At 40.0% G+C, this 14897-nt stretch carries 6 protein-coding genes and 1 pseudogene; 2 read left to right on the plus strand and 5 right to left on the minus strand.

Annotated features, from left to right (window positions below; translation table 11 throughout):
• Nucleotides 1-169 precede the first annotated feature (169 nt).
• The 3 genes and pseudogenes from PZB74_RS04505 to PZB74_RS04515 all read right to left on the minus strand — a co-directional run.
• Nucleotides 170-1195 (minus strand): annotated as a pseudogene (locus tag PZB74_RS04505) (IS481 family transposase); the annotation flags it as partial.
• Between the two features lie 100 nt (nt 1196-1295).
• The gene (locus tag PZB74_RS04510) at nt 1296-1631 is read right to left on the minus strand and encodes a hypothetical protein (RefSeq protein ID WP_302241139.1); all 336 of its coding nucleotides are present in this window, start codon (nt 1629-1631) and stop codon (nt 1296-1298) included.
• Nucleotides 1632-1668: 37 nt separating this feature from the next.
• A complete protein-coding gene (locus tag PZB74_RS04515) occupies nt 1669-2712 on the minus strand; it encodes an SDR family NAD(P)-dependent oxidoreductase (protein ID WP_302241141.1) in 1044 nt (347 codons plus the stop codon).
• A gap of 130 nt (nt 2713-2842) precedes the next feature.
• On the opposite strand from PZB74_RS04515, the gene PZB74_RS04520 reads away from it, so the two are divergent.
• Entirely contained in the window at nt 2843-3718 is an 876-nt protein-coding gene (locus tag PZB74_RS04520) for a hydroxypyruvate isomerase family protein (RefSeq protein ID WP_302241143.1), read from the plus strand.
• On the opposite strand, the gene PZB74_RS04525 is transcribed toward PZB74_RS04520, so the two are convergent.
• Nucleotides 3715-4404 carry a class I SAM-dependent methyltransferase gene (locus PZB74_RS04525; protein ID WP_302241144.1) on the minus strand — a complete coding sequence of 230 codons (690 nt, stop codon included), beginning with the start codon at nt 4402-4404 and terminating at the stop codon, nt 3715-3717. The two genes, PZB74_RS04520 and PZB74_RS04525, sit on opposite strands and share 4 nt — an antisense overlap.
• 283 nt (nt 4405-4687) lie before the next feature.
• On the opposite strand from PZB74_RS04525, the gene PZB74_RS04530 reads away from it, so the two are divergent.
• Entirely contained in the window at nt 4688-5368 is a 681-nt protein-coding gene (locus PZB74_RS04530) for an outer membrane beta-barrel protein (RefSeq protein ID WP_302241146.1), read from the plus strand.
• 80 nt (nt 5369-5448) lie between these two features.
• Here PZB74_RS04530 and PZB74_RS04535 read toward each other — a convergent pair whose 3' ends face one another.
• Complete coding sequence (locus PZB74_RS04535) at nt 5449-14871, minus strand: T9SS type A sorting domain-containing protein (RefSeq protein ID WP_302241147.1); 9423 nt, start codon at nt 14869-14871, stop codon at nt 5449-5451.
• Between the last annotated feature and the right edge of the window lie 26 nt (nt 14872-14897).

Raw genomic sequence — 14897 nt, forward strand, 5'->3', positions numbered from 1 at the left:
GCTTCTAAGGCATCTGATTCTTGGAATGTTCAGCTTTTTGGGAGGGTCTCCTCAGAGCCCCTTGACCATTCCAGTCAGTCAGACTATTCCTGGCGGGTTGCTCGCCATCAGGGCCCGCTTCCGCTTCGTCTGACACTAGTAAAGGTATAAAATTCTGATGATGAGTTTGTAACATTTTCTCCTTTGTCAGATGTAAATCTTCTTGCCAAGTTTGCATTGGGGTCCTACCATTGCAATGCTTCCCGCTGTGAGTTCTTTGCTCATTATAATAGTTAAGCCACAGGTCCAAATCCTGTTGTAACTCTTCCAGCGTTTTGTAGACCTTTTTACGAAAGGCTACTGAATAGAATTCGTTCTGCATGGTGCGGTGTAATCGTTCACAGATACCATTGGTTTGTGGACTCTTCGCTTTGGTTTTGCTGTGATCTACATCCTCTATGGCTAAGTACAACTGGTACTCGTGATGCTCGCGATTACCGCAGTACTCACTACCCCGATCCGTTAAGATGCGCAACAATGGAATCTCATACTGCTCGTAGAAAGGAACAACGCGATCATTGAGCAGATCAGCCGCTACCAGGGCGTTCTTACGATCATAGAGCTTAGCGTGGGCTACCTTGGTGTAAGTATCTACAAAGGTCTGCTGATAGATTTTGCCTACCCCTTTGATATAGCCTACGTAGTAGGTGTCCTGCGATCCTAAGTAGCCAGGGTGATACGTTTCTATTTCCCCATGGGCTACTTTCTCTTCTTTAGCTTTTTCCATCGCCGCCAGTTGTGCCTCAGTGAGAATGAGTCCTTCTTGGGCTACTTTGGCTTCTAATGCTTTCAAGCGTTTGGGAAAAGTCTCTAGCTGATGACGCAACCACACTGAGCGAACCCCACCGGGGGAGATGAAAACGTGGTTCTTCTTCAGCTCGTTGGAAACGCGTACCTGCCCCAAGGCCGGTTGTTCAATGGCCAGCTCGACTACTGCCTGTTCAACGGATGCCGCTACGCGGTTCTTAGCATTAGGCTTCTTGCGGCTCATCTCTTGCAGAGCCGCGCTACCGCCTTGTTCGTAGAGCTCTTTAAAGCGGTAGAAAGAATCTCTACTGTAGCCCATCACCTTACAGGCTTGAGATACATTGCCTAGCATCTCAGCCAGGTTTAGTAATCCTAATTTGTTCTTAATAACTTTGTCTTCGGTAGTCATGATGTAATCGGGTTTAAGTAAATGAAATGATCTCGTCAATCTCAATTTACCTAAACTGTCAGATTATGTCTTGACTATTTCATTTCAGGTGGCTGTTTTTTTATCTATATCTACGAAAAGCCAAACGCTTCCGTCGTGATAAATATTCAGAATCGTTTTCATTACCGAAAGCTTCTTTCTCAAAACTAATATTTCGGTATGCCTGATAATGATTTTTCCCACTGAACCTTCCTTTTAGGTATTCCCATAAGTAGCAAATGTAGAAAGGCAGTACCCAAAGCTCCTTCTGTTGTTTTAAGTGAATGCGTTCATGGTTAAGCAGACGTTGGTTATGCTTATCCTCCTTTCTGCGAATAAGTACAAATGGGTATAGCGTAATAGCTCTGGCAAAGTTTGCCGTAACTACCCGAACCAGAAGGGGAGCATAAACAAGCATGACAGTTTTATAGATGCGTGTGTGTTAAGATAATTTACTACTCCTGATTATACTCATTATTTCTTCGTGCTGCTTTTTCATTAACTGACTTTAGTATTGCCGGTACTAGATCTGTTTCACTTTCGTAGCCACGTACCCACTCATTACCAATTCCTCCAGGTGCGGGTAAAAAACGATTTAGCAATCCCATAGCGTCGGCAAATAAGCCAGGAAAAATACCGTTTGCAGCAGTAAGCACTTTGGCCTGCAAGGGTATTATGAGTGAAGTTTCCCCGTGTTTACAAGCTGTAACTATGGCTTCAGCAGCTCTCTTTGCATTCATAGGGGTCAAAGGTTGAGAGGATACTACTTCTGCTAATGCATGTTCTTTCTCATGCTGACCTTTATGAATCATCTGGCGAACACTACCCGTACGCATCAGCCCAGGGCATACGGTAGTAATATAGATATTATATTTCTGCATTTCGGCATGCAAACTTTCGGACAAGCCAACCAATGCATGTTTGCTCGCCGTATAAGGGGCTAAGTGGGGCACAATTACTTTGCCCGCCAAGGAGGCAATGTTAACTATTCTACCCTCTTTTTTCTTTCTCATCTCGGGTAATACTGCTTCCATCAGCCGTAACGGTGCCCAGAAATGCAAGTTCATAGCCTCTTCATATTCCTGCATTTCCATTTCCTCCGCCGGGGCTATCTGAATGACTCCTGCATTGTTAATCAATACTTCTACTGCGCCAAAACGCTTCCTGATCAGTCTAAACATATTTGTAACCTGCTCGGGATTGGTAATATCGCAGGGAATAGCATAGACACCTTCGCTTCCGTAAGAAGCTCCTAGTTCGTCCAGATCTTTTTTAGCACTCTTGAGCTCACTTTTGTCTCTGGCACAAATTGCCAGTCTTGCTCCTTCTTTGACCAGAAGTCGTGATATCTCCAGCCCTAAACCTCTGGACCCTCCTGTTACCAGGCAAACTTTTTGGTCGATGTTGAAGCGTCGCTCTTTATGAGTAAGTAAGCGAGTAAGTGCTATAGATGTAATGCCTGCTGCTGCCCAGAAAAGTTTTCTTTGTGTGCTATTCATGTCTTTAAGTTTAAAAAATATCAGTTGTGTCTTACTGAATTTAAGCAAAAGCCCACACATTTGTTGTAAAACTTTTGCTTAAGTATGGAAAGTTTTATCTTCCACATACACAACCTATAATTATTTGATCATGAAAACAGAGAATAGAAGAAGTATGCTTAAAAAGATGGCCGGCAGCGCAGCAGCAGTGCCTTTAGCAAGCTTTAGTTTTAAAAACCTGCCCTCTACTTTTGTTCCTCTAAAAGGTAATATTAAGCATTCCGTATGTAAGTGGTGTTACCGCGATGTACCTCTAGATGAATTTTGTGCAGCAGTTAAAAAGATGGGCATACAGTCAGTAGAGTTGCTTGGTCCTGAAGAGTGGCCTACTTTAAACAAGCATGGTTTGGAGTGTGCGTTAGGTGCATACTGGACAGATGGTTTTGGTATTGCTAAATGTTATAATAGAAAAGAGTATCACCAAAAGCTTTATGATTTATATGCTGAAAGTATTCCTATGGCTGCTAAAGCAGGGCTTACTCAGCTTATCACCTTTTCAGGAAATCGTGATGGTATGGATGATGAAACAGGCATGAAAAACTGCGCAGAAGGCTTAAAAAAAATTATGCCTATTGCTGAAAAACACGGCATCACTATCGTGATGGAACTCCTGAACAGCAAGGTAAACCATCCAGACTATATGTGTGATCATACAGAGTGGGGTGTAGAACTGTGCAAAATGGTAGGCTCCGATAATTTTAAACTGCTATATGATATCTACCATATGCAGATTATGGAGGGAGATGTTATAGCCACTATACAGAAATATCATCCATATATTTCTCATTACCATACCGGGGGAGTACCAGGACGGGCAGAGATAGACGAAACGCAGGAGTTATATTACCCAGCTATAGTTCAGGCTATCGTAGACACAGGTTTTAATGGTTTTCTGGCCCAGGAGTTCATTCCAAAAGAAGACCCTTTGGCTTCATTGGAAGCAAGTATTCGCATATGTGATGTTTAGCGTTTAACGGCTACCCAACCTCCATAGTAATATGCTTTACTGAACATTTGTGGCTTGCCAAAGCCCGCCTCCTGCAGCAGCTCATTAAATTGAACAGAGCTCAGGCGGTGGGTATCTTTCATGACATGTTGTAAGCCTTCTTCTACCATTTCTGCGCTAATACCTTTAGCAATCATGTAGTGTTTAAAAAGAGCTTTCTGCTCCTCAAAAGTTTCTGACTGATAAATATCCGAGATAACTAAAGGCGCCCCTGGCTGAAGCCGCTCAGCAATGTTTTTTAGTAAGGCTAATTTACCGTCATCTGTATTAGGTATAAAGTGTAGCACAAGAATAAGTGTAGCTGCATCGTATTTAGCTTGTAGAGGCAAATCGCTAACTATTCCTGTTTTAAGGTCAAGTTTAGGGTCATTTTCACGATAAGCCAGCTTCATCTGTGCCAGTTTAATCATTTGTGGAGAAGGGTCTATACCCAACACTTTCCATAAAGGCTTACGCTTTTTAATTTCCGATATCTCTTGCCCTGTACCACATCCAACAACTAATATCTTAGGGGCAATCTCTGCACTTAAATAAGTAGTAAGAATGCTAGGAATAGATTGCTGAATAAATTTATAGTTAGGCACCCAGGTAGGAATGCTGTCATCATATTGAGTGGCACGATCACCTTCAAAAAATTCTATATGCATAAGACTTCTCCGATTTGAGGCAAGTTGAGCATTCAGCTTAGATAATACAAGTTTAAAATTCTTACTTTTTAGTTATGCAACTTTTCTAAAAGTTATCGCATCATTAAGGAAAGATATGTTGATAAGTGGAGATGCCTACTTGCCAACTGCTGAGCACATACTTATTCATGAGAACATACGTTGTGCTTTCGCAGTATATTCTAGACAGGCTGTTTCATACTTACAAAAACTCAATACCTTTGTTAAAGACAAGATGTTTAAAAACTTAACCTTACTAAATGACATGAAAAAAGTCTTATTGATATTGTCGTTAATATTTACCTTTTCATTAGTCCAGGCACAGGAGCAGAGAGGAGTTAGTAGCGCTCAACCCGATTTACCTGGTATGCTATTGTTTGATTATGGCGTTAACATACTTATGGATGCTCCAGATGATTTTGAGATAAACACCATACGCTCTCGTAGTATTGGTTTCCACTACCTCTATCCTATTTCTCTGGGAGAATCTAAATTTTCTTTTTATCCGGGCCTTGGGGTTTCTTCACACAACTACACTTTCGAGAATAATGTAACACTTAATACTGATACACCTACCGAAATAGTAGAGTTAGATGCTGATGCTTACCCTGGTATAGATAAAACCAAGTTTTCTGTCCACTACATTAATATACCTGCTGAGTTTCGTTTCTTCTCTGACGAAGATTATCGTGGATTTACTGCTGCTCTGGGTGGTGTGGTTGGTCGTCGTTTGCTTTCTTACTCAAAAGTTAAATTTAACGATAACGAATATGAGAAGAGTAAAAAGGATTTCAACATTAATCCCTGGAGATATGGAGCTACCGCCAGAGTTGGTTTCAGAGGAATTACTTTAACCGGTCAGTACATGTTCTCAGGAATCTTTGTAGAGGATGAAGGACCAAGCGGCAACACTTTAACAGTTGGACTTACTGTCTCGTTGTTTTAGTCTTCAAAGTAAAAGAGGCTATCTTAAAATTAAGGTAGCCTCTTTTATTAGTAGCGATTTTTATTAAACGCGAGTTATTGTTACTTCTTAATAATTACTTTCTTCTGCAATAGCGTATTGTTTTGTTTAACACTAACAAGGTACAAACCACTAGAAAGTCTAACACTGGTTTTAAACTGGATTCCCTGCTCCAGAATATTACCCTCCACTACTTCCTTCAGATATTGCTTTCCATAAATATCTGACAGACTAACTTCAACTTGCTGCCAAGGGTCTAAATTCAGAGCACGTATCACCAACTCCTCTAACTGAGTAGGGTTAGGGTAAAGATGCAATTCTGGTTCAGACTGAACAACATTGTTTTTGAAGTTTTCCAATACTATAATATTTGAAAAATCGTATTGTCCATCATAATCTACCTGGCGTAATCGGTAATAACTTACGCCATAAAGAGGGTTCTCATCTGTAAATTTATAGTCTAACTCTTCATGACTATCTCCCGCTCCTTCAATTTTACCTAAATTAGCCCATGACTGGCCATCTTCTGAACGCTGTACCTCAAAATAATCATTGTTCTTTTCAGAAGCTGTTTTCCATTGTAGTAAGGCTTTATTATTTTTCAGCTTTACTGTAAAGTCGATAAGCTCTACAGGTAAAGGGTTAGCAGGGCTACCTGAACCAAGTGTTACTACTTTTTCAGAAAAAGATAATAAGCTGGAACTCTGGAAGGTTTTTGTACTGGGATTATGCCCAGTTCCTCCATAATTATCCCAGTTTGAATTAGTTGGGTTCCATGCTATTACATTTAGCTCTGAATGATCTTCTGTATCCGGAGATACATCACTATTGTTATCCCATCTAAGTCCTATATTTGCAGTTACTGTACTTGTTCCCGGAGCATCATCACCAATTATCCAATGCTCTCCTCTACTTACAGTTTTGGTCGCATCAGTGTCCGCAGCATCATAAGTACTAGTTGCTCCTGCTTCTACAGCTCCCTGATTGTAATACTGTGCGTACCATGTATGGTTAGCGGCAGGGCTAGAGTTAACATTTGTAATGCTAAGTCTTCCATACCTGCTTCCATTACCAGTAGGGAAGACGAAGTCAGAGTTGTTAAGAATTACTTTATGTACTCTACCATTCACATAAGAGCTGTTTTTTCCCCCAACCGGAGATACTGTAGCATCCTGCTCTAATAAAAAGCTACCTCCATTGGTACGAATTATTCCGTTTGTCAGTAGAAGTTCATCAGCTATGTCAATACTTCCACTTAAGCTCATACCTCCAGCATTGTTTACCTCCAGACGGTGAAAACGGTTCACACCGGTAAAGTTCCCAGTAAGGGTTTGCTGACTGCTTCCCATTAAGGTTACTTTAGCATTACCACTACCACCATCAAAAGTACCTCCACTGTAGGTAAAGTTACCCTGAACAGTCATCATTCCGCCAGTACCCACATTAAGGGTACCATTAGTCAAATTCACGTTTCCTACAACATTCTGATTTCCTATACCTCCATCAAAAGAGCCGCTATTAATATTGAGATTATTGTCTATGTTCAGCTCTCCATTATCATTTTCGTAACTTCCATTAGTTAGTATAAAATCGTTTTGCACAGTAATAACTTTGTTGTTGGCATTTGCTAATAGAGGGCCGTTAACTATTAAGTCATCACAAATTGTAACGTTGTTGCTGGGTAAAGTCCGAGAGCCCGATCCACTTAATGTAAGGCTTCTTAGTGAAGAAATACCTCCCAAAATGTCATAGTTTCCGCTTCCAGCGTATTCAAGCCCGCCTCCGCTACAATCAAAGAATTCGGTATAATAGCCAGCGGGCAGAACTGCACTGCTCGTATTACTTACTACTCTTAAAGTACCAGTCCCAGTAACCGCCCCTAAGCCATGATTGATCGTACCATTTATTTCTAGAGTAGCACCGCTTTCAATTACTGTTCTGTATATTCTGATATCATCCTGGTCAAGATTAACAACATCCCCATTTTTGACAATAATTACTGCTCCTATCGGACCTACTCCATCAGTAATTGATGGGGCTGAGCCTACGGGTGTCCAGGTACCACTTGCAGTATAATCGCCCCCACTCCCGGTACTTTCATATGTAGGAACCTGATCAGGAATTGCATTGGGGATACCAGCAGTATAATCACCAGTGATATTTCCAGCATCAATATTACTGAAAGGGAAAGTAATAACATTTGTACTAGTATTAACATCTATCGGGCTCAATGATTTATCCCAGAAAGTATCATTTGCATAAATTCTGGCTGGTATATAGTCACTCTCCGCATTACTACCAGTCACACTAACATCTGCCTGTGCATATGTCATATTAGCTTCACCGCTGAAGTTAGTTACATCTTCCGCTTTAATGATCCAGTGATATTGTAATACATTTTGCAAATCATCAATTTCAGGACTTTCAGTATCGTCAATAATGGTAGGGTGTCTTTCATTAGCAGGACGTACAGTAAAACTACCGGCATCACTATTTGAGATAGAGAAAACTACTGGTGTATATTTAGTTTGTCCAAGAGGAAAGATTAAATCAGTTGGTGTAGAAACGGCATTGAAAAATCTCTTTACACCATTATCTGTAAATGAGCTATTGGTTTGTATCATATTGTTTACCCCAAAACTATTTACCTCTACGATATTCGCATCTGCGGTAATAGTTAAGAGGCTTCCGCCAATATCAAAGATGCCAGTACTTAGTCTGAGGGCATTATTGATAGTAAAGTTATAGCCATTACCATTAGGAACAATTACATCATTAGGGTTATTAACAGTAATTTTACCAAAACTACTATTACCGTTAGTAGTTCTACTTAACTCCTGAGGACTTACTCCTGCAAATACAATACCTTCACCCCCAGTAGCATTTGGAGTAGCATGAACTGCATCATGAACCATATTACCCAACAAGGTAATAGTCTGTCCACCATCATTTAAGATACCTTCATATAAATATAAGTCATTCTCTACTGTTATATCTGTACTATTGAGGCTAAGTGTACTACTAGACTGTTTGGTAAAGTCATAGAATGTTGGAGAAACAGCACCACTAAGCTGTTGGGCAGAGCTACCACTAAAGATTGTATTGTTTCCGTTGGCCGTATAGATGCCATCTGTTACCAGATCTCCATTGATAGTCAAGTCCCAGGCGTTGGCATCAAAAGCTGCCCCTGTATTGATATTGAGCTCACTGTTTATGGTTAATGTACGCCCTACAATTTGTGCGACAGGACTATTGTTAGTATTAACTACGAGCTGATTTAGTGGAATCTCAGAGTTTATTGTAATCGTCTGACTTGCCGGCGTTTCTGTTCCACCCAAATTGATAATAGAACCAGCTAAGTTATAGTTGCTTGGAGCCAGCAATAGTGTGGCTACGCTAGCAGTTGTTCCGTTCTGCCTGTGGATTATAAAATCTCCTCCTGTGTGAGTAAACTCACTACCAGAATTTACAACTTCAAAGAGACCACGATCATTTAGAGGTGCTGATTGTGTTCCGATCTGCACTGTACCACCACTCTGTCTGTATTTTAATACGCCAGTAGCATTAGTAGTTGTTCTACGTATATGTGAGCCTACATTCACCAATCCGCTGCTGACCTGAAGCACTGCGTTTCCTGAAGATGAATATTCTATAAAATTATTACCGTTATTAACGTTATCATCCATATCAAGTTCACCCCCATTAACATGTAGTAAACCATCTAAAAGAATACCTGTATTATTACCTTCTACACTTAACACTCCCTGTCGTAAATCTATTGCTCCAGAACCAGATGAGGCCTCTAAGTTAGTCGTATTAGGTAAACGAAAACTAGTACCGTTAGCAATGTTCCAGTTTACTTGTGGATCATCAATGATTAGGGTACCATTAAGAACTTCTAAAGGAAGATGAGTAGCAGTAGCGGAAGCACCAAAGTTAGGGGCGTTGCTTCCAGAGTTATCTTCAATCGTAAATGTAGGAGTTGCACTGTTGCCTTTGTTTATCACAAGCTGATACAGTTCAACAGGCATATTATCACTATTGAAAATAGATGTATTTTCTTCTCCTTTTATTTCTAATATACAATTATCATCATTAGCCTCAGTACCGTTAAATAGATCAAAACGATTTCCCTGAGATAGCTCAATATTGCCTTTAATAATTAACCTATGAACTAAGGTCGGATTACTATTATCGTTTTCTACATTTACAGCAGATTGGTTGTCACTCAATAGTCTAAGCCTCCCATCCACTGTAACAGTTATTTCTGTATCATCTGGAAATAAGAGCTTGCCTTCTCTGTAGTTACCTAATCTGAAATCTCCCAACACGTGTAGGTCAAACCTTGGCCGTATGGTAGCTTCTGAATCTACTCTCAATTCGTTATTGATTGTAACTGCTGTAGGGAAATACACCTCTCTATTTCCACCACCCTCAATTCTTACGTTAGGAAATACATCTGTAATCTGTGGAATTTCAATAACACTTCCGTTTTCGCAATGAAATAAAAACCTTGCGCCTTCATCTCCATTGTTACTAAATAAGCCAAAGTCCCCATTTATAGTAGAAGGAGAACTTACATCCAGACGCACTTCTATTGTACCATCTCCATCTACTACTCCCATATCAATTGTAGAGCCTTCTTGTATGAATAGACGACTATCCCATACCCCTGCTGTTTCGCTCGCATCAATAACTACTGACGCCAAGTTGTAATTATCAGTATTCCTGTAAGCGACATGATGTCTGTTACCACCAGAACCGCCACCAGAACCACCAAAGCCTACAATAGCAACGTCACCATCCTGAGGCCAGTCACCAGCTGCTGCGCCGGTATGTGATATTTTTGACCATGTGTTTCCATCGCTCCATTGAGGCATACCTGTAATGTTATAGTTTGAAGATACTCTTCTACTATAAAACACTTCAGGAGCTCCTACAAACCTATTAGGTTCACCAGCTGTATAGTTGGCTTTCTCTAAAGTGAAGCCTGCAGGATTTGAATATGCATCTCTCCACTGATTATCTACATTAGGACCGTTTTGAAATATATTATCATTAGTATTGGTATCTATATCGTCATTTGCGTCAGGAGTAGCATTTGAGCCAATTCCATTGAAAATAATGATATTCCGAGGATTGTTCCCTAATATATCTCCTTCATTGCCAGCATCCCCTGCTTCCTTCACAGCTAATGAACCTCCATCATCTGAGCGGCTATAGCTACCACCATTTAATACTTTACCGGGCACATAATTAGCTTCTGCGCCCACTACATCTGCTTCAGCGTATTGAAACAGCCAAGATACCTCTGGTTCTTCTCCAGAAGTCATCCCCTCAAAATCCACATTCCAATAATATGAAAGTATATCCCCTCCAGATAAGTCGGTAGTTTGTAGTTCTCTATCAACTACTCTAACAGTAATATACTCATCGCCATCGTATGTACCTACGGTGTTAATATAGCATACCGCAGGTGTATATCTTGAAGAAGCATTTGCGTTTGTACCTATTGGGAACCACAGCCAGTCATCGCTATTATATTCTATAACTCGGTTCCCTTCAAATTGAGGGAAGTTGGTATTCGTATTTTTATCGAGTTTTAAGGAAAGACCACCATCAGAAGCATTTCCGGACATTACGATCATATCTTCTGTGCTGAAAATTCGGTTTCCACCACCAGATCGTGTCTGCCCATTAGCAAGATTAATATCAAATACATCAACTTTCAGGTTATGTGATTCAATATTTATTGTACCATGACGATATTCTAATCTTTTAATGTATACATCACTGGTAAGATAGACTATGTCTGAACCTGAGTTTACTCTGATATTTCCAAACTCAGAACCATCAATGGTATTTAATGTAATATCACCACCACCTACTCTAAACTTTACCTGAGCGTTTTTAGGAGTAATACCATCTTCATATATAAAGCAAGTACCATTGTTGGTTATGGCACTACCATATAGCCTTATACTATATCCTACACCTGCTGTATTCTGGTCTACCTGATTAAGTACTGTTCCCTCAGTAAGTGTAAATTCATTAGTTACCAGAAAGATATTGTTACGCCAGGAATTAACGTTTTTACCTCCATTGGCAGCTTTAAAGTCTGAAGAGTTTTCATCGATAGGGTTTTTAGCTTCCAAGAAAAGCGTATCGCCAGGCTTATCAATTATCAAGTTGTAAAAAGGGTGCTCCCAGCGTTCAAAGGCTTGATTATTCTCTGGGTCAGTATAACCAACCAGATTTCTTTTATAAGTAGTAATATCACCAAAGTATAATGTAGCGTTAACATTTCCGTTGAATGTAACTGTGGAGCTATTGGCATTGTCTGTTTCGCCACTCCAAATATCTAATACAGTATTATCATTGATTGTAAGGTCTCTTCCTATTGCAAGGTCGTTACAGTTTCCTCCATTACAAAGATCAAGATAAGCACCGTAAGTACCATTACTTTCTGTACGGGTGGTACCTGTTTGTAATGTTAAGTTATTCAGCACTCTTAAGTCTGGATCAATAATAGTACGAGCATCGCCACCTACTCCAGAACTACCAGTAGTAACTGCAACTCTGGCATTTGCATCTGTGCTATTAACAGAGTTGTTAATAACAAGATCATAAAAGTGAGCTCTTGATGTTAATTTAGCCAGATTTGTGTTGCTTGACTCTGCAATAATAGTACCTCCACTTACACTAACATTGATTGGGTCACTGTTAATAAAAATAAGCCCTTTGTTCGTAGCATCTTTTACTTTAAGTGTTCCCCCTGACATGATAAAGCTGTTTCCGCCATAAGTCAACGAGAAGGTATAATAGTTACTATTTGGACTACTACTATTAGTTGGTAAGCCTAATCCTGGAAAGTCAGAATTAGGAGTAAATACGCCTACTCTTACTTCACCCCCCGACTGCTCAAAACCACCTATCTGACTGTCTCCCAGTACAGAAGTACGTAGCTGTGGTATAGCTACAGTTCCGTCAGAACATTTGAACTGACCTGTTCCCCGAGTAGTGATTCCACTATGTGATGTAACAATTAAGCGTCCTCCTGAAACTTCTACAATTCCATAAGGGACAATGGCCGCACCACCAGTTTTGGTAACCGTACCTCCGTCTACCCACAAACGAGCGTTTGAGCCTATAGAATAATTACCAGTATTGTTAAGCGGGTTTATAATTACATTTGTACCAATTTTAGTAGTACCGTTAATGAGTGCTAAAGCATTGTTATTATCTGATTCTTCATCAACATCCAGATCTACATTGTAGTCTACCGGTCCAGTAAGTACAAATCTACTACTATTAGAAGTTTGAAGGTCTAGAATATATGTTGGGTCAAAACCTTTATCACATACTATTCTGTAGAAGTAAGTACTATTATTAGCATCAACACGTTGATCCTGATTGTCTGCTAAAAAGTTTGCGTCTACAATTCCGTTTGTAGCTTCACTATTAGCCACCTGAGAAGTACGCTGCGAAAAATAAGCAATACCATTGTTAGTAAAATCTCCGAAAAAATTAAACTCATGGCGAGCATTAGCAGTACCAACAGTTTGTTGAGCCCCCGGATCTATAGTATAGTCTCCATATACAGTAATATTGACTGAATTAGTAGTTGTATTGTCGTTTATCCGAAGGGTACCAACTTTAAGTCTTAAATCTCCATTAACTGTAAAATCATTTAGTAGAGTAAGCTGATCACTCCCAGTGCTCATATCTATTAGCACATCATTAAAGCTTCTCTTCTGATTAAATTCAATATCGGTCGGGCCGTATATTTCTAAAGTTCCACCATCAGTTGCATCTACGAATCCGCTTGCTTCTCCTGAAGGGAAATTGTCTATACCGCCACTTCCTGCCATTCGTATACGCCCGCTCCCTATAATAGTATTAAAGTTATGCCCCGAAGTATTTGCAATGTCTACTGTCCCAATGACTTCAATACCACCAATCGTAATGTTGTTGATATCAGAAGTTACTGTACGTCCTGAGGTTATTATGACTAAATCTGCTGAAGCTGGCGTTTCTGAATCTGGGTTAACCAAAAGAGGAGAGGCACTACCATCTAATGTCCATACTTCATGATCGCTCCATAGCCCTGACTGGTAGCTATACCAGGTACGATTAGGAGAGCCCGCTACCGGACTTTCTGTAGCATTTTTAGTGCCTAGTGTATACACACCATCAGAGAGCTCAGCATCAGCTACCCTAAATGTAATTTTACTACCAGAAACTTCTTTATCAGTATTGTCTATATTAACCTCTTCGTATTGCGTAGATCCACTGTTATAGCGAAGCAATACATAATTTTCCTTTTTATATGGATATTGTCCTCCTGCATATGCTTGATTAATATCAAAGGTAAGGGCGGCATCAAATGAGCCGGTTTTGTCAACATACCACGTTTTTGCAAATCGTTCTTCTATACCTGCCTGCAAATTTGTTGTTACTGTAGCATTGGTTGTGTTATCGTGACCTGTGATAAGAAACTCACCATTAGTATTAAGTGAGGTGTTGTATGTTGACAAGATAAAACCAGAAGAATTAGCCTCGGCATGCTCTGTTCCTCCTTCATAACCGATACCTGCCACATCAAAATCATAGTCGCCATTTGTTCCCTGATCTCCATTATAGTAGTCATTAGCAATTGCAATGTTATACTTTGAATTAAAGTAATTTTCTACGATTATGCGCTGTGCATCATTTAAGTAAGCATCATATACAACAACTTCTGCGATATTACCATTAAGATCCTGATTAGTCTGATACCCACCGTCAATTGCATCTTGTTCGCCACCAATAGCCAGCGTACCTCCACTAACCAGGTTTACACCAGTTTTGAAGTTAGTATTTCCAGAGATAGCTTCTTCAGTACCATTTTTGTACAGTGTAATCAGACCATCACTATTTCGCCAACTATTCATAGCAACATTCCAGCTGCCATCGTTAAATTTTGTTCCCGGATTTTTTGAACTCCCATCCAGATAAATTGAAAAGTTGTCATTATTTATCCATAGATACTCATTACTCTCTCCACTTACTGCATATGATATAACTCCTTCGCCACTACCAGTAGTGGTAGTATTATAAATGATGAATGTAGTAATGTTTGATGCAGGAAAACCTGAGAAAGTATTTTTTACCAAGCGATCGTGCTCTGTATCTACAAACTCCAGGTAGTTAAAAGGGCTAGTTCTAAATGCTGGGTACCCACTTGAACTAGCAGAAGAACCACCAAAGTCATTGGTATTACCAGAACGATCGGGCCAAGAATTTACGTCTGTTCCATCAGCCTGACTAAGGGATGCCGCATCTAGCCATAGGGTATTTTTTGGTTGACTGTTAATTCCGCCTGCATTTCCAACTCCACCAGGACCTGTCTGGGCAGTGGCCAAATCAGCACAAATACCTCCTATTACCAAGACTAAAACAGCTTTTAGCAAAAGCTTTTCACAAACTTGTAGGGCTTTCATCATATCCTAATGATCTTAATTCAACTTAT

The sequence above is a fragment of the Porifericola rhodea genome (assembly GCF_030506305.1).
GTDB classification, from domain to species: domain Bacteria; phylum Bacteroidota; class Bacteroidia; order Cytophagales; family Cyclobacteriaceae; genus Catalinimonas; species Catalinimonas rhodea.

What these genes read in the sequence shown, in the direction of transcription:
- PZB74_RS04510 (WP_302241139.1), bottom strand. Translation starts at nt 1,631, where the DNA reads ATGCTTGTTTATGCTCCCCTTCTGGTTCGGGTAGTTACGGCAAACTTT.
- PZB74_RS04515 (WP_302241141.1), bottom strand. Translation starts at nt 2,712, where the DNA reads ATGAATAGCACACAAAGAAAACTTTTCTGGGCAGCAGCAGGCATTACA.
- PZB74_RS04520 (WP_302241143.1), top strand. Translation starts at nt 2,843, where the DNA reads ATGAAAACAGAGAATAGAAGAAGTATGCTTAAAAAGATGGCCGGCAGC.
- PZB74_RS04525 (WP_302241144.1), bottom strand. Translation starts at nt 4,404, where the DNA reads ATGCATATAGAATTTTTTGAAGGTGATCGTGCCACTCAATATGATGAC.
- PZB74_RS04530 (WP_302241146.1), top strand. Translation starts at nt 4,688, where the DNA reads ATGAAAAAAGTCTTATTGATATTGTCGTTAATATTTACCTTTTCATTA.
- PZB74_RS04535 (WP_302241147.1), bottom strand. Translation starts at nt 14,871, where the DNA reads ATGATGAAAGCCCTACAAGTTTGTGAAAAGCTTTTGCTAAAAGCTGTT.